Raw genomic sequence first — 19,577 nt, 5'->3', positions numbered from 1 at the left:
ATTTCGCTCAATTCCAAGCCATTTTCGTGCTGCGGTGCTTGAATGGTGCGTATGAGTGTTGAAGTGCCGGATCGCAAGACGTTGCTAGGATTTGTGCCGACGGCGCAGTATGGGGACTTCGATGGCACTGCAAGTGCAAGTGACGCGGACAACAATCCTGCTGATGTCACCGCACAGCGAGGCGGCGCAAGGCATCTGTCATCCGTGCTTCCAGCACTGTCCAGCGCCATCGGCCATCCGATAACTACCGCTGTGCATAAGAATCCCGCCGCATTGCAAGGTGCGCTTGGCATTCCCGACGCACGTTCGGCCATCATCGTGCTTGTGGACGGCTTGGGATTCTGGAATCTCAATCTGCGCATCGGGCATGTACCCTACCTGCGCTCGCTGCTGCGTGATCGCGTGAACCAGCGGCCCATCTCGACCTGCGCGCCGAGCACTACGGTGGCCGCGATGGCCACCTTCGGCACCGGCACCTGCCCAGGGCTCACGGGCATGGCGGGCTACACGCAGCGCAATCCGCAGACGGGGGAGCTGTCGCAGCTCATCCAGTTCAGGCAGGCGATCGCGCCGCATGACTTGCAGCGCCAGCCCACGGTTTTCGAGCGCTTGGCCGAGCAGGATGTGCCGGTCACCAGCTCGGGGCTACCCAAGTTCGCTGATTCGCCGCTGACTCAGGCGGCGCTGCGCGGCGCGCGATACGTTGGCAATACGAAGCCAGGGGACAGGGTCAGGGCGGCATGCCAAGCGGCGCGAAATCCAGGATTGACGTATCTGTATCTTCGCGACACTGACAAGGTGGGGCATGCGTATGGCTGGAATTCGCCGGAATGGATAGCGGCCCTCGAAAGCGTCGACGCACAGCTGGGCATGCTGCATCGCAACGCCTCGCGCGGCACGCTTATCGTGATCGTGGCCGACCACGGCATGGTTTCTGCGCTGCCCGAGGAGCGCATCGACATCGCGCTGACGCCGCAGCTCAGCGACGGCGTGGCGCTGGTCGGCGGGGAGCCGCGAGCCGTGATGCTGTATGCCGAGCAGGGTTGTGCGGCCGATGAGATTGCCGGGCGTTGGCGGGATTATCTTGGGTCCCGCGCCTTGGTGCGCACGCGCGACCAAGCCATAGCGGAAGGCCTGTTCGGGCCGGTCGATTCGCGTGTCGAGCCGATGATCGGCGATGTGGTGGCGCAGTCCTCGGGCAATATGACCCTCGTGGACTCGAGCACCCAAACCGACAAGGCCACGCGGCTGCCGAGCGTGCACGGCTCGCAGACCATGATGGAGATGGATGTGCCCTGCCTGATCGACGTCATCTGACTGGTGTCGGCTGACGGCTTGCAGAAGCCACGCTGATAGCTAATTAGCCGATTAGCCAATGCTGCACCACCCATGCGTTGCGTTTCGTACGCTACGACGATGCTGACGTGTGAAATGTTACGTATGAAGGCCCTATTGCGTTGCGTTTCGTACGCCAGCCATGAGTTAGCGTACAAAAGGCGGCGAAATACCGGTACATGTACCTGAGAGTCAGCTGAGCTGATTTCAGTCGCCGAAGAGAATCTCATCCCAGCTAGGCACCGCCGAGCGCCGGGATTTGCGCTTCGACGGCTTTGCCGCGTTGGCCTTCGACTCTTTGGATATCCTGCGCCCTGATTGTGCAGCAGCGTCATCCGTGTCGTTGGCAGAGGCAGTACCATGCTCTTCGGCAGAAGCAGCGGAAGCGACGGAATCAGCAGCGACGGCAGCAGAGCCTTCGGCGTGCGACGTGGCTGTGTCGGCATCGATGCCTGCATCCGAGGCAGTGGAACCAGCCGACGCGGCGTCGCGCGGGCTAACGTCCAGTGGCAGAAGGTTCAGCGCTGAAGCGTCAGCCGATGCCGACACGCTCGCACCAACGCGCCCGTCGGCGCTGGCCTGCTTCCCAGGAACGACTGTTCCCGGAAAACCTTGCGTGTCGCGTTCGTCGCCAGCCGGATGCCCAGCAGATGCCGGCGAGCCCTTAGCGCCGCCTGAGGCAGGCGTTGCCGAATGTGCGGAACCTCGCAGCATATCCCGCGACCCGTCCTGTGACCTGTTCTGCGGCTGCGCCTCGCCTTCGCCCGCCCCCCACGCGGATACCGCCCGTTCGATGCGCGCCGAGCGAATCGAATCGCCTGGTATGCCCAGCACGATGGAGAATGCGTCGTCAAGCTCGCCGTCCGTATTCGCAGCCGTATCATCCGCATCGCGATCATGGGGATTAAGGCCCCCAAGCAGCCGTGTCGCAGTCGGATTGAGGCAGGTGACCGCGTTGTCGTGCATATTCCACGTCCATTCGGCGCGCAGATGGCGACCCGCCGAATCGAATGCGGCCGTAATCCGCCACGGCTCAAGCCCCCGGCGTGTCGCAGTCCATTTCAGCGATTCCATGCCGATGCGCGCGGTGGCCAGCGTACGCTCGATGAGCTCGGCCATAGTGTGCACGCGGCTTTCCTTCGGCGCGGGGACGATGAGGAACTGCTCGATGGCGTACTGCTTCTCGGTCTGCACCGAAGCCGAGAAACGCCTGACCAGCGCAGGGCTCAGCCCGTATCGCTGGGCCACATGCGCGGGTTCGGCACCGGCGCGAATCAGCGTCTGAATCTGCGAAATCGGCAGGCTCTGGCCGCTCGAAGGCTGCTGAACGTCAAGGGATTCGGACTTGATCTGCTTGGCCTCGAGGATCGCGCGTTCCAGCGTGTCATTCACCTCGAGAGCGAATTGTGAGCCGTCAGCCGAAAAGACAAGATCGCCCGACGGGCTCACCGTGACGAAACTTGCCTGCGTGAGTGGCTTCTCCGGCATTGCGCACCGCTTTCCTCATTGTTTCTCGTCTATCGTATTACTTATTTCCATTGTGCCCCACGTGTCGTATTTTACGAGCTTTTCGAATCGTGTATCCTATGCGGGGTAAACGTCATGTATTCTATGGCGCATAATACGACGTCACGGATGAAAGGATTGCGATGGCTCAGGATTATGATTCCCCTCGCAACAAGGACGAGGACGAGGAATCGCTGCAGGAGCTTGGCAAGGGTTCGCAGAATTCCTCCAATGAGATCGACGACGACGAAAACGCCATCGCCGAGGATTATGAGCTGCCTGGGGCGGACTTGAGCAACGAGGATGCCTCGGTCACGGTCATTCCCATGCAGGGCGACGAGTTCGTCTGCTCGCAGTGCTTCCTGGTGAAGCACCGCAGCCAGCTGGCTTATATGGACGAGGATGGTCAGCCGGTCTGCAAGGAGTGCGCTGCCTGATGGCCTACGACGAGGCATACAACGAGCCGGAGCAGGTCGAGGTGCTGGTGCGCTCCATCGACTCGTCGCAGCCGGTGACATTGTCCTATGCGATTGCGGGGGACGCCGGCGCGGATCTGAAAACCACTGAGGATTTCTCGCTCAAGCCCTTCCAGCGGGCCCTGGTGCCCACGGGCGTCGCCATCGCGCTGCCTGCCGGGTATGTCGGCCTGGTGCACCCGCGTTCGGGTCTCGCGGCCAAGCAGGGCGTCACGGTGCTCAACGCGCCAGGGACGATTGACGCCGGCTACCGGGGGGAGATCAAGGTGCCGATCATCAACCTTGATGTGGAGCATACTGCGGTGTTCCACGCGGGCGATCGCATCGCGCAGCTCGTCATCCAGCGGTACGTCGAGGCGCGTTTCGTCGAGGCTGAAACTCTGCCCGGCTCCGATCGGGCGCAGCGCGGCTTCGGCTCGACCGGCATCTCGTCGTGATTGGCGTTTCAGCCGGTCAGGCGCTGTGAACACTGGGTGCTGCGAGTCGCTGTACGACGGCATCACAGCCGGAGAGACCATGCTGCGGCGTGCCGACAGTGAAACGCTCGAAGCGAAGGTAGGATAAGGAAGCAATGCGAGGGAGGTGGATCGATGTCCGGCAAGGAAAACGAAAGCGGATCGGCTCGTATGCTGGGTTGTGAGATCAGCGGCGATCCGCTCGATCCGCTCGCCCCAATCGTGCGAGTGTGCTCATACCATCATCCTGACGGGGATATGGAGATACTCGAGCGGGCCTACCGACGGGCGGTCAAGCAGCACTCCTCGCAGCGCCGCAAGTCCGGCGAGCCCTACATCATCCACCCGCTGGCGGTCTCCCAGATTCTCGCCGACCTGGGCATGGGGCCCATCGTCGTGGCGGCGGGCCTGCTGCACGACACGGTTGAGGACACCGACTACAGCTTGGAGCAGTGCCGCGCCGAATTCGGCGATACGGTCACCGGCCTGGTCGATGGGGTCACCAAGCTGACGAAAATGGATTACGGCGATTCGGCGCAGGCTGAGACGATCCGCAAGATGGTCGTGGCCATGAGCCGTGATGTGCGCGTACTGGTGGTCAAACTGGCCGATCGCGTCCATAACGCCCGCACGTGGCGCTATGTCAAGCAGGCAAGCGCGCAGAAGAAGGCCCGCGAGACGATCGACGTCTATGCGCCGCTGGCCAACCGGCTGGGCATGAACGCCATCAAAACCGAGCTTGAAGAGCTGAGCTTCAAGGTCCTCTACCCGAAGATCTACAACGAAATCGTCGTGCTCGTGGCCCGCCGTGCCGGTCAGCGCGACGTGTACCTCAAGCAGATATTGGCCGAGATCAACGAGGATCTCGCATCGCAGCACATCACGGCGGCGGTCAGCGGACGGCCGAAGGACTACTTCTCGATCTACCAGAAGATGATCGTGCGCGGCCACGATTTCTCCAACATCTATGATCTGATGGGCGTGCGCATCATCGTCGACACGATTCAGGACTGCTACGCGGCCCTTGGCGCAGTGCATGCGCGGTGGAGCCCGGTGCCCGGCCGCTTCAAGGACTACATCGCGATGCCCAAGCTCAACATGTACCAGAGCCTGCACACCACGGTCGTCGGACCGGGCGGCAAGCCGGTCGAGATCCAGATTCGCACGTGGGACATGCATCGGCGCGCCGAATTCGGCATCGCCGCCCACTGGCGCTACAAGGAGAACGGCCAGGCCGGCCGGCCGCTGAGCACGCCGGGCAAGGCCGATCGCCAGCGCGAAGACAGCGACCATCAGGAGCTGAGCGAGGCCGATAACCTCAAATGGATTCAGCAGCTCGCCGACTGGACGAGCGAAACGCCGGATTCCGACGAGTTCCTCGGCTCGCTCAAAGAGGACTTGGGCTCGGCCGAAGTCTACGTGTTCACGCCGAAAGGCAAGATCATCTCGCTACCGGCCCGCGCCACGCCGATCGATTTCGCCTACGCCGTGCACACCGAGGTCGGCCACCGCACGATGGGCGCGCGCGTCAACGGCCGTCTGGTGCCGTTGGACACCGTGTTGGAAAATGGCGATACGGTTGAGATTCTCACCTCGAAATCCGATAACGCCGGACCGTCGCGCGACTGGCTAAGCTTCACGAAAAGCCCGAAGGCACGCAACAAGATACGCCAGTGGTTCAGCAAGGAGCGCCGCTCCGAGGCCATCGAAGAGGGCCGCGACGAGCTGATTCGCGCCATGCGCAAGCGCGGGCTTCCCGTTGCCTCGATGCTCACGCCCGGCGCGCTCATCGGCATAGCGGACGATCTCAATCTCGACAATGCCGATGCCGTGTTCGCCGCGATAGGCGACGGCCAGATCTCGACGCAGAACGCCATCGCCCACTTGGTCAAGGACGCCGGCTCGGACGAGATCAGCGAGGAGGTCGAGCAGGAAGCCCTGCCGCTGCGTCAGATCGAGCAGGGCAAGTCCAAGACCAGCTCCTCCGGCGTGGCCGTCAAGGACGTCGGCGATGTGTGGGTCAAGCTGGCCCGCTGCTGCACGCCGGTGCCTGGCGATGAGATTGTCGGCTTCATCACGCGTAATCAGGGCGTTTCGGTGCACCGCGCCGACTGCCAGAACATGCTCGACTTGGAGAAGCACCAGCCCGAGCGTGTCATCGAAGTGCAGTGGACCAGCACCAAGGGCTCGTTCATGGTCAGAATCCAGGTCGAGGCGCTTGACCGTCCGCATCTGCTTTCCGACGTGACCCGCGTGCTCTCCGACCACGGCGTGAACATCATCTCCGGCTCGGTCTCCACCGGCACGGATCGCGTCGCCACCAGCCAGTTCTCCTTCGAAATGGCCGATCCGCAGCATCTGAGTCGACTGCTGGCCTCGGTGCGCAAGATTGACGGCGTGTTCGACGTCTATCGCATCACCGGTGCCAAGGATTCCGCCGAGCCGCGCCTGCGCAAGATGTAGCGTGAAGCGGTTCCAGGCACAACCAGGGCATGTTTTCAGACTTCCAGCAGCGCCTCGGCGGTTGCGCGGTCGGTGACGAGCACATTGATGAGCCTGCCGACCAGACAGGCATGAATCGCCTTGAGCTTTCGGGCTCCCCAGGCGATGCCGATGACCATTGGTATGCGTTTGAGGCGTTCGAAGTCGATGGATATCGTCCGGTCGCACAGTTCGGTGTGGATATGGTTGCCGTCGGCGTCGATGAGATGGCCGCAGATATGGCCGACGACGCCGGTGTGCTGGATCTCGCGCAGCGTGCGTGCATCCATGTAATCATCGAAGATGTGTCCCAGCCGCTGCCCGGTGGCCGCGCCGACCCCCACGATGGCCGTGTCGGCGCCGCCTCCGAGCGCCAGTGCGGTGGCGATCTGCGGCTCCTTGCGCATGGCGTTGGCGATATGGCTGGATGACAGGACCATCGGCACGGGCAGGGCGGTGAAGGTGCCGCCCAGCCGTTGCGCCAGCATGTGACACACGGCGGGGGAGTCGATCATCGGATTGGCCGGGCTCAGGCAGCCGATCATCTGCGCGACGTTCGATTTCGGCCAGTCGCATACCGGCACTTCGCGCACGGTGGCGGCCACGGCGTAGCCATTCGACACGGTGATTAGAGAATTCGGCGCGCAGATTTCCGTGAACAGCGCCGCGGCGCAGCGAGGCACCATAAGCTCCGGGCTGTCGTCATGCGGCATCTGCGCCACTCGGGCGTGTACGAGGTGGAATTTGGCACACAGCGCATCCTCCAACGAGCGTAGGTGCTCCAAAGGATGCCCGATGGTGATATGCACGATGCCCAGGTCGCGAGATTCCTTGAGCAGCCGCGAAATGGTGGAGTGCGAATAGCCGATTTCCTTGGCAATCTGCGTCTGCGTCTTATCGTCCTGGTAATAGGCGCGCGCCACCTTGAGCACCAGGCCGATATGCTCTCGCGATCCAGCAGTGACAAGTGATTCATCTATGAACATATGTTCATATTATATCAATATAAACAATAAATTGCTGTTATTTTGCGGTAATTATATGAAGAATATGCCACGCTTATTTTCTTACTATGAACATTTGTTCATCGCTATGATGCGGGCGATGCCGGTGATGGCATATCTTCTCAACTGTCAGGTTCCCCGAGCGCTGTGGGCACGGGGCAACGAAACGGAATAACAAAGGAGTTGTCATCATGGCATTTGCACGTACGATTCTAGGAGATGTGGACCCTGATTCCCTGGGCGTCGTCGACGCGCACGACCATCTCATCCGCGTCGGCGCGGGGGAGGTCTACATCGACCGCGACCATCAGCTTGATTCCGTCGAAAAGGCCGTCGAAGAAGGCGGCTACTTCGCACAGGCCTGTCAGCAGTGGAGCGCCAACGGCGGCACCATCGTCGATATGTGCCCCATCAACTGCGGCCGCAATCCCGACAAGCTCGCCGAAGTGGCGAGGACGGTCGAAGGGCTGCAGGTCATCGCCGCGACGGGTTTCCACCGCGAGCATGTCTATTTGGAGACGCAGTCGCACTGGATCAACCGCTATTCGCTCGACGCCATCGCCGAGCTGGTCATCGCGGATGTGCGCGAGGGCATAGATAAGAACGACTATTCTGGCCCGATTGTGGAGCGCACGCCGTACAAGGCAGGCATCATCAAGATCGGCACCGCCTACGGCGCGATCACGCCCTTCGAGCACAAGTGCATGGAGGCCGCCGCCATCGCTTCGATTGAGACCGGCTGCCCGATCAACACGCACACCACCTTCGGCACCTGCGGTCTCGAACAGGCGCAGACGCTCATCGAGCTGGGCGTGCCGGCCGACCGGATTGCCATCGGTCATATCCAGCGCAACGCCGACATCTACTACCTGGAGCAGATTCTCGACCTCGGCGTGTATCTGGAAATCGACGGCACGAACCGCATCAAGTACCAGCCCGACTCGAACCGGATGGCGGAGCTTGCCGCCTTCAAGAAGGATGGATTCGAGGATCGCATCCTGCTGGGGACCGACTCCGGGAAGCGCTCGTATCAGAAGGCCTATGGCTCCGTCTCCGGAATCGACTACAACCCGGCCGTCGATGGGCCGCGCATGATCGACGAGGGGTTCGACCCGGACTATGTGAACAAGCTGCTGATTGGCAATGCGCGCACCTTCTTCGCATTTCGTGGGGAGGACTGATCGCAATGAGCATGATTTCACAAGTTACCAAGCAAACTGAAGCCAAGCAAACCACTGAGCAAACTGAGATCAAGCACAGCAGGACATCGACGTTGCAGCGCCCGCGCTTGCAGATCGCGCTTGACACCACGGATATGCCGAGCGCGCTCAGGCCACTGAATGCGGCCATCAGCCAGATCGACGTCATCGAATGCGGCACCATTCTCATCATCGCCGAAGGCTTGCGGGCCGTCCGTGAGGTTCGCGCCCTTTACCCCGACAAGACCATCCTTGCGGACGTTCGCATCGCAGAGGCAGGAGCGCTGATAGCGCGCAACTGCTTCGAAGCGGGGGCCAACTGGGTCTCGGTCGTGGCCGGGGCGTCGCTCACCACCGTCGCGCAGGTGGTCAAAGTCGCTCAGGAGTTCGATGGCGAAGTGCAGATCGAACTTGGCGAGGAGTACGACCCGGACAAGGCCAGAATCTGGCGCAGACTTGGCGCGAAGCATGTCATCGTCCATCGCTCGCGCGATGCCGAAGCGGCAGGCAAGCTCACATGGGGTGCCGATGACATCGCACGCATCCGCGAGCTGCACGACATGGGATTCACCGTCACCATCACTGGGGGCGTGAAAACTCAGGACATCGCCTTCTTCAAGGGTTCGCCAGTGGGTGTGATCATCTCGGGCCGTGGCATCGTCAAGGCTGAGGACCCGGTTGTCGCCGCGAGTGAGCTGAACGAGGCCATCGACCAAGTGTGGCCGCAATGAGCAGCGTCACTCTGGGCATCTACGAGAAGGCGCTGCGAGGCGCCAACGACTGGCGTGCCTTCTTCGCGCAGGTCGTCGAAGGCGGGTTCACCTTCATGGACCTGTCCATCGACGAGACGCCGGAGCGCATGGCGCGCTTGGACTGGACCAAGACGCAGCGGCGCGAGTTTCGTAGCGCGGCTGAAGACGCACATGTGCAGATTGGCGGCATGTGCCTAAGCTGCCACCGCAAGATCGGCCCCGGCTCGGCCGATGCTGCGATTCGCCGAGAAGCGCAGGAGATATTCCGCAAGGCGATCGAGCTGTGCTACGACACTGGCATCCCCGTGGTGCAAGTGGCCGGGTACTACGCCTACTACGAGCAGGCGGATCCGGGGCAGCGCGAGCGCTATGTCGATGCGCTGCGCGTCGCCGCCGAATACGCCGCCCAAGCCGGCGTCATGCTCGGCATTGAGAATGTGGACGGCAACGACGTCACCTCGATCACCAAGGGATTGGCGATATGCGACGAGGTCGGCTCGGCCTGGCTGTCCATGTACCCGGACGTCGGCAATCTCGCCGAACAGCAGCTCGACACCGTTGCGGAATTGAAAGCAGGGCAGGGCCGCATGCTCGCCCTTCATCTCAAGGATGTGCTGCCCGGCCATCCCAGACGCATTCCTATGGGAACCGGAGCCGCTGATTTCCCTGCGGCGTTCGCGGAGCTTGAACGGCAGAACTGGTCCGGACGCATGATGATCGAGATGTGGAACGACGATTCACTGCACTCCAGCGCCATCAGCGTCGATGCGCGCGTGAAGATCGAAGGCTGGCTCAACGCAGCCGGCATACAGGTCGTATCGCGCTGACAGTGCTGACGATACTGATAAGCGCCGTTGCTGTGCAGGAAAAATCGCAAACCAGTTAATGAAATCAACCATCAACAGATACAAGGAAGTATTGTCATGACTACATATGATCTTTCGACCATTGGCGAGGGGCAAATCCGCTTCACCGTCGACAGCGGCGAACGGCTTATGTTCACCCGCAACGTCCGCATGAATCCGGCCTGTTCAGAGGCCAACGTGGCCGGCCTGACCGCGCAGCTCGGATGGCGCACGCTGTGGACGAGCTCGCTGCCCGAAGGCGATCTCGGCGACTATATCCTGTCCGAGTACCGTTCGGTCGGCGTCGACATGCACACTATGGTGCGCAAGCCCGGCGGCCGCACCGCGCTCTACTTCATGGAGCCGGGGGCAGGGCCTATGCCGGCGAACGTCATCTACGACCGCGAATGGACGCCGTTCCGCTCCACGGGCATCGACGAATACGACTGGGATACGATGCTGGACACCGAAGTCGTCTTCCTGACCGGCATCACCGCATCCCTCACCGACACCACGGCGCAGGTAGTGCGCTACGCCGCCGATGAGGCGGTCAGGCGAGGCGCCGAGGTGATTCTCGATGTCAATTTCCGGCGCAAGCTGTGGAGCGGCGAACGGGCGCGCAAGGTCCTCGAACCCATCGCCGAGCGCGCCAGCGTGCTGTTCTGCTCGATCGGTGATGCCAGCAAGGTCTTCGGCATCGAAGGAACGCCCCAGGAGGTGACCGCCAGGCTCATGAAGCGCTTCGGCAGCCGATACGTCGTGTCGACCGACCACATGAATGGGCCGTACCTGCGTGGTCCCGAAGGCTTCACCGCCTACGCGACCACAGCGGTGCCGGTCATCGACAGGCCCGGCGCGGGCGACGCGTTCATCGCGGCGACGATTCACGGATACCTGTCGGGTGACATCGCCTCGGGCGTGCAGTGGGGCCAGCGCGCCTCCGAATTCGCCATCACCCATATGGGCGATCTGACGCGCATACGGACAGGAGAGCTGCGCATCCCTCTGGGAACCGACATTGATCGCTGAGCGTATATACGGGCCGTATATATCGCCTTCACTGTAAGGATGGGATTATGAATAGCATTGCAGCCGTTACGACGCATGCCCCCGTGACGGCATACGAGCAAATCGACGCAAGGCCGCTCACCGGCCACCAGAAAAGCATCATTTCGTTGGTCATCGTCGGCAACATCTCGGAGTTTTTCGACATGTTCCTGATCGGGTTCGTGGTGTCGCTGCTGACCGTCGCCTGGCATTTGACAGGAGTGGAGGCCGGAGTCATCCTGGCATGCTCCGGCTTGGGCACGGTCATCGGCTCCATTATGTGGGGCGGTCTGGCCGACCGGTACGGCCGCAAACGCGCCTTCCAATGGTGCGTGGCCTGCTTCGTCGTGTTCACGGCCCTTTCCGTGTTCCTGCCGACCGGAGCATGGCTGCTGCTGGCCATATTGCGCGTCGGTGTCGGCATTGGCGTCGGCGGCCTGAACATCACCTCGATTCCCTACGTGCAGGAGTTCGTGCCATCCAAGTCGCGTGGCCTGCTTTCAGGGCTGGCGTCGGTGTTCATCCCCTTGGGTCTGCTGCTTGGCTCCATATCCCAAAGCATCGTCGGCGACAACTGGCGCGTGCTCATCGCATTGGGCGTGCTGCCGGTGTTCCTGCTCGTCTGGCTGAGGTTCGTTCCTGAGTCTCCTCGTTTCTACCAGATCAAGGGACGTGATGCCGATGCGCGCAGGTCTCTAGCATGGGCATTGGAGATGCCTGTCGACCAGGTCGGCGAGCTGCCGCAGGTGGCGCTTATGAAGAAGGCCAACTACCGTGTGCTGTTCTCGAAGCATCTAAAGTCCTTGGTGATCATTTCGCTCGGGTCGTTCTGCTTCATTCTGGGCAGCTTCGCGATTCAGTCCTGGGGCCAGACCCTGCTGAAAGACGCCTTCGGATTCCCCATCCAGACGGTCGCTTACCTGTTCATGGGGGTTTCCGTGGCCGACTGCATCGGCCGCTTCGGATCCGCCTGGCTCGCCGACGTCATTGGCCGCCGGTGGACGATGTTCCTCTTCGGCATCATCGGCGCGGCCGGATGCTTCTACGCGGCGTTCTTCCACGATTCCGGCTGGGAGTTCTACATAGCGGTGCTGATCATCATGACCTTCGCGGACGGCGCGTTCGGCATCCTCAACGCCTTCGGCGGCGAGCAGTTCCCCAACGATGTTCGCTCCACCGGCTTGGGAGTCGGGTATGGCATCGGCGCAATCGCGAAAGTCGTCGGCCCGGCCTTCATGGGACTTCTGGTGGGCGGCAATTTCATCGCCCAGCACATCGACATCGGCGTCATCACCACGGCATTCACCTTCTTCGGCGCATGCCTGACCATTGGCGCAATCACCTACCTGTTCGCGCGGGAAACCAAAGGCAAGAATCTCGAAAGCCTGTGACACTCGCTGCCCACGGTGATTCATTCGGCTGACTGCAGGCTGCGACGCTCCGAGTGGAGCGGCTCTGCAGGGTGCAGCGCAGCCAGCCGGATGGGCGAGGAAAACGAAAAACAGTATGGGAAAGAGGTAATTATCATGGCAACTCTAGCTGATTTTGGACCGGAAACAGTAGCCGAAGTGAAGCAGGTGCGGCAGGTCGTCGCCGATCTGCACAAGCAGCTCATCAAGTGGAATCTGGTCGTGTGGACTGCAGGCAATGTCTCGCAGCGCCTGCGCACCGCCGATCTGTTGGTGATCAAGCCATCCGGCCTACGCTACGAGTATCTGACGCCGAGCTCGATGGTGGTGTGCGACCTCGATGGCAATGTGGTCGACGGAGCCGAAGCGCCGTCATCCGACACCGCATCGCACGCCTACATCTATCGGCACATGCCCGGCGTATACGGCGTAGTGCACACCCATTCGACCTATGCGACCGCATGGGCGGCCACCGGGCAGAACATCCCCTGCGGCCTGACGATGATGGGCGACGAATTCGGTGGCCCCGTGCCGGTCGGCCCTTTCCGGCTCATCGGCTCGGAAGCGATCGGACAGGGCGTGGTGGACACGCTCAAGCAGTACCCGCATTCCTCCGCCGTCCTCATGCGCAACCACGGCCCATTCGTCATCGGCAAGGATGCCGAGGACGCCGTCAAGGCGGCGGCGATGACCGAAGAAGTAGCGCATACGATGTGGGCGGCCCGGCAGCTCGGCGACATCATCCCTATTGAGCAGTCGGATATTGACAGTCTCAACGACCGTTACCAACACGTCTACGGCCAGCACTGATGCGATGGAGCGTCTTCTTCGTTGCGGAAGGCTCGACGTACCCTTGTACGCCTTCGCTTTCCGCGCCTTGAAGACGCACGCATCGCATCAGTGCTGGTTCCCAGCACGAGTATTACAGGGCGTTCCCTGCGTTGCAGAAAGCTCGACGTACCCTTGTACGCCTTCGCTTTTTGCGCCTTGGGGCCGCACGCGTCATGTCAGTGCTGGTTCCCAGCACCAATATTTACAGGGCGTCTTCTTCGTTGCTCCTTGGTCGACGTACTGTTGTATGCCTTCCCTCGGTGCGCCTTGAAGACGCACGCATCGCATCAGTGCTGGTTCCCTAGCATCGGTGTGGCAAAGGGATGAATCTGGTGCGTCAGGATTGCCTTGTGTGCCTGATGTTGAGGGAGATTGCCGCCGCTACGACTGCTACGAAGCAGCCGATTAGCAGTCCGACGCGGAACCCTGACTGACTGGGAATCGTTGCGCCGCCGAAGTGCACGCTCATGCCGGCGAGAATCATGGCGATGACTGCCGAGGACACCGACGTGCCAATCGAACGCATCACGGTGTTGAAGCTATTTGCCGAGGCCTTCTCGTTGGCGGGCACGCCGTTCATGATGAGAGTCGGCATGGCTCCGAACGCGAGGCCGGTTCCCATGCTGCCGATGACCGAGGCGACAACGAGCGCAACCAGCGAATGCATGAGCAGCGCAGCACAGGCATAGCCCGCGGCCATCACAAGCGCCCCGCATATCAGCGTGGTCTTCGCTCCTCGGGATTTGGTGATGCGCGCGCCCAGCGATGAAACCGCCATCATGCCCAGTCCGCTGGGAGCCATGCACAGCCCCATCTCCAGCATGCTCAGGCCCAGCCCGTATCCGGTCGCAGTAGGCAGCTGCATGAGCTGGGGCAGCAGCAGCGACTGCGAATACATGGCGAATCCGATGAAAATCGACGCGATATTCGTGAACAGCACATTATGCTTGCGGGTCGTGCGCAGATCGACCAGAGGATTGGTGTGGCGCAGCTCCCAGTAGCCCCAGGCAAGCGTCACGATGAGCGCGGCGGCGAACAGGCCGATGGTTTCCGGGCTTCCCCAACCCCATGAGCCCCCGTCGATAATCGCCAGCAGCAGACACAGCAGTGCGACGCCCAATCCGATCGCGCCGACAAAGTCAAAGATGTCGTAGGATTTCTGCTCTGCAGGAGTGGGGATGAGCACGGCGATAAGGACAGCAATAGCCAGCGCTATCGCAAAGTCCGCCATGAACAGCCCTCGCCAGTTGATGTATTCGATCACTGCGGCGGCTGCGGGCAAGCCAAGCGCCCCGCCGATGCCCATGGACGAACTCATCAGGGCTATTGCTGTACCGACCTTGTCCTTGGGAAGAATGTCATGTAGCAGACTGATGCCGAGCGGGACCATGCCGGTAGCGATGCCCTGCAGTGCCCGTCCTGTGATGAGCACTGCGATGTTCGGGGCTACGGCGCAGACGAGCGAGCCGACGATAAGCGGCACCAAGGCGATGAGCAGCATCCGCCGTTTGCCATAGGAATCCGCGAGTTTGCCGAGTATCGGCATGCCTACCGCCCCGGTGAGCAGCGTGACCGTGACCGCCCAAGCGCTTACCGATGATTGGGTGTGAAATAGGGTCGGGAGCTGGCCGATAAGCGGAATCACCAGCGTCTGAGTCAGTGATGACGTGATGCCTGCGGCGGCGAGCACCGCGACGATGACGGTGTCGCTTGTGGCTTTTCGTGATGTTGCTGGCTGTGTCAGTGATGGTGAAGTCTGAGTTAGCTCCATAAAATCCTCCAATGAGTAGAAAGCTATTATGTGTATCATACAATCAATATGTATAATACACATCATAGGTATTTGCACAAGTTGTGTATTCTGCATATCGGCGAGTTATACTGATGAGCAGCTGTTGAGAGACGACTTAAGAATTGGTCAGACGCTGCGAACGGCGAGTTCGTCATCCGTCATGATCGAATCGGTCAATGGTTGATGACGATGAATGGTGAATGAGGAGGAATGCATGTCAGCGAGCGACAATCGCAAGGACGCGATGCGCGATACTGCGGCGGATGAAGCTGGCGAACGCGGCGGCAGATCGGCTAGGCTGTCTGCAGTGGAGCGAAGCGCTGCGGATCCGCCAGCAGCGGTGGCCGAGAACATTGTCGCCATCGAGTATGAAGCCTTGTTGCTTGGCAAGCGCATCAACCGGGTAGCTGGTTTCCGCGGATCCCGTCTCGGCATGCTTGACCGCAGCGCCTACATACTGCTTGTCAGCTTGGAGGACCGGCCGATGAGCATTGGCGAGCTCAGCGAGATAACCGGTTTGGACGCTTCCACGCTCAACCGGCAGACGGCCGCGATGCGGCGGCAGAACATGATTCAACGTATTCCCGACCCCGATGGCGGGATGGCGCGCAAATTCACGCTCACACAGGAGGGCAAGCGCAGTCTTGCCCAGCAGCGCAAGCGGAACCTCGGGGCGCTGTCCACAGTGCTCTCCGATTGGAGTCCGGAGGAGATATCCCAATTCGCCGCGGCACTCACCAGATTCAACCGGGCCGTGCAAAGCCTCGCAACGCGCATCGATCGAACGAATAACGACCGTTAATCAAGCGGCGGTGCCCTGCTCTAGCTGTTCAAGACACTCAGATCGACATTAAAGGGCATCGAATCAGGCAGCTGCTCGGGTTCCAGAAACATCGTCATATAACAATCTGGCATAGATTCTATTAACAGAATGTCATATACGCTACTAACAGTTTGTCATAGATTACTTATCGGCGCTCTTGAGCTTTACCGCATCTCCGGTACTAAGGATTCCGTCGAGCCGCATCTGCGCAAGGTGCGGCACGGTGAGTCCTCCTAGCCGTTCAAGGCTTAGGCGCAACGGTGAAAGAGATCGATTCAGGCAGTTCGGGCCCCGGGTCTTAGAAGAGTCTGGATCTGATCAATAACGCAAAATCCCCGCTCTGGCGTAGAAAACCAGAGCGGGGATTGATTGGAATGAAGCAGCGCGAGAAGCGCCTCGTAGCGCTAAGGCAGCGCCAGCGCCTACTGCACCTCGACGGAGATGATGATGGCCGGCTCCAATGGGGCGTCGGAGCGGTCGGTGGGGACGGCCTCGAGCTTGTCGACGACGGCCTTGGACTCGTTATCGGCGACCTCGCCGAAGATCGTGTGATGGCCGTTGAGCCACGGCGTAGGCACCGTGGTGATGAAGAACTGCGAGCCGTTCGTGCCGTGGATCTTGCCGTCGGCGCCGCGACGCACCCCCGCGTTCGCCATAGCGAACAGGTAGGGCCGATCGAAGGTCAGCGCGGGGTCGATTTCATCGTCGAAGTCGTATCCGGGGCCGCCAGTGCCGGTGCCCAGCGGGCAGCCGCCCTGGATCATGAAATCCTTGATGATGCGATGGAAGGTCAGCCCGTCGTAGAACGGGTCGTGGGAGGTCTCGCCGGTAAGCGGGTTCGTCCACTCCTTCTCGCCAGTGGCCAGGGAACGGAAGTTCTCGACGGTCTTAGGCGCCTCGTCGTCGAACAGATTAATGGTGATGTCACCTTCGGAGGTGTGCATAACAACTGTGCTCATATGCCCAGTCTGTCATGCGAGTCGGACGGGGAACTATGTGCGGGGGCAGAAGTTCTGTCCAGCCTAAAGCTGGACATGCCACAGCTTTCACTATATGCATGCGCGCCCAGCAGAATCCCGCCCTACAGAATCGCGCTCTATAAAATCCTGAAATGCCGCAGCGCATTCATGATGCCGTCGTGGTCCACATCGTCGGTCACGTAGTCGGCGACCGATTTGACGAAGTCCGAGGCATTGCCCATCGCCACGCCGATGCCGGCGAACTGCAGCATCGTCATGTCGTTGCCACCGTCGCCGAAAGCGATGCACTGCTCGCGGGTATAGCCGTAATGCCGCAGGAAACGCCGTATGCCAACAGGCTTGCCGCCATCTGCAGGAATCAGATCAGTGAAGGAGGGGTGCCAGCGCACGCCTTTGACGTTGTCGCACAGCGCAGTGATCTCGTGCTCCTGCTCCTTGCTGATGAATGGGCTGATCTGGAAGGTCGGGTGGTCGAGCGGACGTATGTGCGGGTTGTCGATGAATGCCTTTGGCGCGGTTTTGCCCAGTTGGCGCCAGGTCTCGCGCATGGTCTCGGTGACTTGGTTGAAGTAGACGTAATCGCATTCGCAGAAGCTCGCCACGACGTCCGGATGCTCGTCGAGCCACGCGGTGATGATTCCTATATCATGCCCATTCATAGACTCGGTCTCAAGGAAGCCCTGATCGTCGAAGCAGTACTGCCCGTTCATGGCGACCACGCCGTCAAAGGATATCGGGATGGTGTCGAGTACCACGCCCATCTGGGAGGGCGAGCGCCCAGTGCAGATAAAGATCTTCACACCCTCGTCGCGCAGGCCTTGCAGCGCCTGCAATGTGGATTCGGGCACGATATGCGTCGCGAAGCTGGTCAGCGTGTCATCGATGTCGAAGAACGCGGCCTTGGTATCGGGACTGCCGAGGCTTGCATTGTGAGACGGCTGCGGCGCGGGCTTTCCGTGCGCGATTCGGGAATCGGCATATACGGATGCGGGTTGCGCTGCGATGGCATCACTGATTGTCATGCTGTCTAGCCTTTCATACGGTGCGAATGCTGCTCGGTCGTTCCAGCGGCCGGCAATGGACCATCCTGATGTGCCAAGGCCTGTGGTCCCCAATGCCGTGCGTTTCCAAGACAAGTGTATTTCCAAAACAAATTCGGATTCAATACACGTTTATTTTTAATATCACGTTTATTTTAATATGACAGTTTCTAATATCACGTTTATTCCTAATCACACAGTGTAATGGGAGCGGTGCACGCTTGCCCGGTCAGCGAAAGGCGGCAGCGAAAGAAGGCAACGAATGTGTCTGCATCTATACATGCAGTCCACCTGCATGGATTGCCATTATACACATGGTCCCTCCGCGCGTTTCGCCCTGTTGAGTCCCGCAGGCTAAGGCGCACAATGCCGCGGATCGAATACAGGCTATAACGAATATGTATAGAGGGATTGCTATTTTTTGCTCGCTTGACCGCGTTCGTCCTCGTATCGTGGTGAGGGCCATCCGGCCACTGCAAGAAGCGTGGGGGACTGTGTGCGGCAAACGCTGCATGGGGCTCAGCCAACACGAGGTTGCGTGGTGCGGAATGCAAGAGAACAAGTGAACATCAAGAGAAACAGAGGGAAATATCATGACTTCTTCAAACCAGCAGCCAGCTGACACGGGCAGCAGCCAGGAGCCGGTGCGCGTCAACCACACCGCGCGCAATATCATCATCACGGTGGTCGTCATCGCCGTCCTCGCCGTGGCGGTCTTCTTCGGATACCGCGCCATCGCGGGCAAGTCCGATTCAGCTGCGAAAGGCTCGCAGTCCAACCCGGTCAAGATCGGTGTCGTCGGCGCGACCGAGCCGCAGTGGATCGCCTTCACGAAGAAGGCCGAGCAGGAGAACATCCACGTCAAGATCGTCGACTTCCAGGATTACACCTCGGAGAATCCGGCGCTTGATTCGGGCGACCTCGACCTGAACGAGTTCCAGCACCTGCTGTATCTGGCAAATTACAACGTGAAGAACAACAAGGACTTGCAGCCCATCGGCGGTACTGCGGTCTATCCGCTGGGACTGTACTCCGAGCAGGTCAAGGATGTCAAGGACATCAAGGCCGGCAGCACGGTCGCGATTCCGAACGATGAGACCAACCAGGCCCGCGCCATCGGCGTGCTCAAGGCGGCCGGCCTCGTCAAGCTCAAGGGCGCGTGGACGCCATTCACCTCGCCCGCCGACATCGACACCGCGACTTCCAAGGTCGCTGTCGCTCCGCTGAAGGCCGAGCAGGTAGCCAACTCGCTCAAGGATCCGAAGGTGGCAGCAGGCGTGATCAACAACGACTATGTCAAGGACGCGGGCCTCAACCCCAAGGATGCCATCTACTCGGATAACGCGGAGACCGTGTCGGCACGGCCCTACATCAACGTGTTCGTCTCCCGCAAAGCCGATGTGAACAACGCGACCTACCTCAAGCTGGTCAAGATATTCCAGTCCAAGGAAGTGCTTGCCGCGCTGCAGAGCCAGTCGGGTGGCACCGCGGCCTTCGCCGACAAGTACAGTGCCCAGGAGCTGCAGGGCTTCCTCGCCACCATCGAGAAGGAAGCCAAGGCGAGCAAGTGAGTTCGGCTGACTGATTTGCATTGAGGTTCAC

Annotated in this window: 17 protein-coding genes; 12 read left to right on the top strand and 5 right to left on the bottom strand. The window is 60.6% G+C overall.

The window, feature by feature from the left end; translation table 11 throughout:
- Positions 1 to 51: 51 nt before the first annotated feature.
- A complete protein-coding gene (locus LKK40_RS00880; RefSeq protein WP_304308409.1) occupies positions 52 to 1,317 on the top strand; it encodes an alkaline phosphatase family protein in 1,266 nt (421 codons plus the stop codon).
- A gap of 225 nt (positions 1,318 to 1,542) precedes the next feature.
- Here LKK40_RS00880 and sepH read toward each other — a convergent pair whose 3' ends face one another.
- Positions 1,543 to 2,823, bottom strand: coding sequence for a septation protein SepH (gene sepH, locus LKK40_RS00875; RefSeq protein WP_304308407.1), 1,281 nt, complete (start codon positions 2,821 to 2,823; stop codon positions 1,543 to 1,545).
- Positions 2,824 to 2,984: 161 nt separating this feature from the next.
- On the opposite strand from sepH, the gene LKK40_RS00870 reads away from it, so the two are divergent.
- The 3 genes from LKK40_RS00870 (at position 2,985) to LKK40_RS00860 (ending at position 6,235) form a co-directional block, all read left to right on the top strand.
- Positions 2,985 to 3,278, top strand: a complete 294-nt coding sequence (locus LKK40_RS00870) for a DUF4193 domain-containing protein (protein ID WP_152580905.1) — start codon at positions 2,985 to 2,987, stop codon at positions 3,276 to 3,278.
- A complete protein-coding gene (gene dut / locus LKK40_RS00865; RefSeq protein WP_304308403.1) occupies positions 3,278 to 3,754 on the top strand; it encodes a dUTP diphosphatase in 477 nt (158 codons plus the stop codon). The genes LKK40_RS00870 and dut overlap by 1 nt, the downstream gene beginning before the upstream one ends.
- 153 nt (positions 3,755 to 3,907) lie before the next feature.
- Positions 3,908 to 6,235: a RelA/SpoT family protein gene (locus LKK40_RS00860; RefSeq protein WP_273193179.1), complete on the top strand. Its 2,328-nt coding sequence runs from the start codon at positions 3,908 to 3,910 to the stop codon at positions 6,233 to 6,235.
- A gap of 35 nt (positions 6,236 to 6,270) precedes the next feature.
- On the opposite strand, the gene LKK40_RS00855 is transcribed toward LKK40_RS00860, so the two are convergent.
- Positions 6,271 to 7,239, bottom strand: a complete 969-nt coding sequence (locus LKK40_RS00855) for a sugar-binding transcriptional regulator (RefSeq protein WP_304308400.1) — start codon at positions 7,237 to 7,239, stop codon at positions 6,271 to 6,273.
- A 209-nt stretch (positions 7,240 to 7,448) separates the two neighbouring features.
- Between LKK40_RS00855 and LKK40_RS00850 the strand changes: the two genes are divergently transcribed.
- The 6 genes from LKK40_RS00850 to LKK40_RS00825 all read left to right on the top strand — a co-directional run bounded on the left by LKK40_RS00850 (position 7,449) and on the right by LKK40_RS00825 (position 13,319).
- Complete coding sequence (locus tag LKK40_RS00850) at positions 7,449 to 8,438, top strand: phosphotriesterase family protein (protein ID WP_304308398.1); 990 nt, start codon at positions 7,449 to 7,451, stop codon at positions 8,436 to 8,438.
- A 5-nt stretch (positions 8,439 to 8,443) separates the two neighbouring features.
- A complete protein-coding gene (locus LKK40_RS00845; protein ID WP_304308396.1) occupies positions 8,444 to 9,187 on the top strand; it encodes an orotidine 5'-phosphate decarboxylase / HUMPS family protein in 744 nt (247 codons plus the stop codon).
- Positions 9,184 to 10,035 carry an L-ribulose-5-phosphate 3-epimerase gene (locus tag LKK40_RS00840; protein ID WP_304308394.1) on the top strand — a complete coding sequence of 284 codons (852 nt, stop codon included), beginning with the start codon at positions 9,184 to 9,186 and terminating at the stop codon, positions 10,033 to 10,035. Before LKK40_RS00845 ends, LKK40_RS00840 begins: the two co-directional genes overlap by 4 nt.
- A 96-nt stretch (positions 10,036 to 10,131) precedes the next feature.
- Entirely contained in the window at positions 10,132 to 11,082 is a 951-nt protein-coding gene (locus LKK40_RS00835) for a sugar kinase (RefSeq protein WP_304308392.1), read from the top strand.
- A 47-nt stretch (positions 11,083 to 11,129) separates the two neighbouring features.
- The gene (locus LKK40_RS00830; protein WP_304308390.1) at positions 11,130 to 12,491 is read left to right on the top strand and encodes an MFS transporter; all 1,362 of its coding nucleotides are present in this window, start codon (positions 11,130 to 11,132) and stop codon (positions 12,489 to 12,491) included.
- Between the two features lie 135 nt (positions 12,492 to 12,626).
- On the top strand, positions 12,627 to 13,319 hold the full coding sequence (locus tag LKK40_RS00825) for an L-ribulose-5-phosphate 4-epimerase (RefSeq protein WP_304308388.1): 693 nt from the start codon (positions 12,627 to 12,629) through the stop codon (positions 13,317 to 13,319).
- 358 nt (positions 13,320 to 13,677) lie between these two features.
- Here LKK40_RS00825 and LKK40_RS00820 read toward each other — a convergent pair whose 3' ends face one another.
- Positions 13,678 to 15,111, bottom strand: coding sequence for an MFS transporter (locus LKK40_RS00820; RefSeq protein WP_304308386.1), 1,434 nt, complete (start codon positions 15,109 to 15,111; stop codon positions 13,678 to 13,680).
- A 235-nt stretch (positions 15,112 to 15,346) separates the two neighbouring features.
- Here LKK40_RS00820 and LKK40_RS00815 point away from each other — a divergent pair, with 235 nt between their 5' ends.
- Positions 15,347 to 15,934, top strand: coding sequence for a MarR family winged helix-turn-helix transcriptional regulator (locus tag LKK40_RS00815; RefSeq protein WP_304308384.1), 588 nt, complete (start codon positions 15,347 to 15,349; stop codon positions 15,932 to 15,934).
- Positions 15,935 to 16,377: 443 nt separating this feature from the next.
- Here the strand turns inward: LKK40_RS00815 and LKK40_RS00810 are convergent, their stop codons facing one another.
- Both LKK40_RS00810 and LKK40_RS00805 read right to left on the bottom strand, forming a co-directional pair.
- Complete coding sequence (locus tag LKK40_RS00810; protein WP_304308382.1) at positions 16,378 to 16,914, bottom strand: peptidylprolyl isomerase; 537 nt, start codon at positions 16,912 to 16,914, stop codon at positions 16,378 to 16,380.
- 137 nt (positions 16,915 to 17,051) lie between these two features.
- Complete coding sequence (locus LKK40_RS00805) at positions 17,052 to 17,957, bottom strand: Cof-type HAD-IIB family hydrolase (RefSeq protein ID WP_304308380.1); 906 nt, start codon at positions 17,955 to 17,957, stop codon at positions 17,052 to 17,054.
- 611 nt (positions 17,958 to 18,568) lie between these two features.
- Between LKK40_RS00805 and LKK40_RS00800 the strand changes: the two genes are divergently transcribed.
- On the top strand, positions 18,569 to 19,546 hold the full coding sequence (locus LKK40_RS00800) for a MetQ/NlpA family ABC transporter substrate-binding protein (protein ID WP_304308378.1): 978 nt from the start codon (positions 18,569 to 18,571) through the stop codon (positions 19,544 to 19,546).
- Positions 19,547 to 19,577 lie beyond the last annotated feature (31 nt).

Origin of the sequence: Bifidobacterium tibiigranuli (assembly GCF_022655035.1) — a bacterium.
GTDB classification, from domain to species: Bacteria; Actinomycetota; Actinomycetes; order Actinomycetales; family Bifidobacteriaceae; genus Bifidobacterium; species Bifidobacterium tibiigranuli_A.
This window is presented reverse-complemented; position numbering and strand designations above follow the sequence as displayed.

What these genes read in the sequence shown, in the direction of transcription:
- LKK40_RS00815 (WP_304308384.1), top strand. Translation starts at nt 15,347, where the DNA reads ATGTCAGCGAGCGACAATCGCAAGGACGCGATGCGCGATACTGCGGCG.
- LKK40_RS00805 (WP_304308380.1), bottom strand. Translation starts at nt 17,957, where the DNA reads ATGACAATCAGTGATGCCATCGCAGCGCAACCCGCATCCGTATATGCC.
- LKK40_RS00855 (WP_304308400.1), bottom strand. Translation starts at nt 7,239, where the DNA reads ATGTTCATAGATGAATCACTTGTCACTGCTGGATCGCGAGAGCATATC.
- LKK40_RS00820 (WP_304308386.1), bottom strand. Translation starts at nt 15,111, where the DNA reads ATGGAGCTAACTCAGACTTCACCATCACTGACACAGCCAGCAACATCA.
- LKK40_RS00870 (WP_152580905.1), top strand. Translation starts at nt 2,985, where the DNA reads ATGGCTCAGGATTATGATTCCCCTCGCAACAAGGACGAGGACGAGGAA.
- LKK40_RS00880 (WP_304308409.1), top strand. Translation starts at nt 52, where the DNA reads ATGAGTGTTGAAGTGCCGGATCGCAAGACGTTGCTAGGATTTGTGCCG.
- LKK40_RS00860 (WP_273193179.1), top strand. Translation starts at nt 3,908, where the DNA reads ATGTCCGGCAAGGAAAACGAAAGCGGATCGGCTCGTATGCTGGGTTGT.
- LKK40_RS00850 (WP_304308398.1), top strand. Translation starts at nt 7,449, where the DNA reads ATGGCATTTGCACGTACGATTCTAGGAGATGTGGACCCTGATTCCCTG.
- LKK40_RS00830 (WP_304308390.1), top strand. Translation starts at nt 11,130, where the DNA reads ATGAATAGCATTGCAGCCGTTACGACGCATGCCCCCGTGACGGCATAC.
- LKK40_RS00825 (WP_304308388.1), top strand. Translation starts at nt 12,627, where the DNA reads ATGGCAACTCTAGCTGATTTTGGACCGGAAACAGTAGCCGAAGTGAAG.
- LKK40_RS00845 (WP_304308396.1), top strand. Translation starts at nt 8,444, where the DNA reads ATGAGCATGATTTCACAAGTTACCAAGCAAACTGAAGCCAAGCAAACC.
- dut (WP_304308403.1), top strand. Translation starts at nt 3,278, where the DNA reads ATGGCCTACGACGAGGCATACAACGAGCCGGAGCAGGTCGAGGTGCTG.
- LKK40_RS00835 (WP_304308392.1), top strand. Translation starts at nt 10,132, where the DNA reads ATGACTACATATGATCTTTCGACCATTGGCGAGGGGCAAATCCGCTTC.
- sepH (WP_304308407.1), bottom strand. Translation starts at nt 2,823, where the DNA reads ATGCCGGAGAAGCCACTCACGCAGGCAAGTTTCGTCACGGTGAGCCCG.
- LKK40_RS00840 (WP_304308394.1), top strand. Translation starts at nt 9,184, where the DNA reads ATGAGCAGCGTCACTCTGGGCATCTACGAGAAGGCGCTGCGAGGCGCC.
- LKK40_RS00810 (WP_304308382.1), bottom strand. Translation starts at nt 16,914, where the DNA reads ATGAGCACAGTTGTTATGCACACCTCCGAAGGTGACATCACCATTAAT.
- LKK40_RS00800 (WP_304308378.1), top strand. Translation starts at nt 18,569, where the DNA reads ATGACTTCTTCAAACCAGCAGCCAGCTGACACGGGCAGCAGCCAGGAG.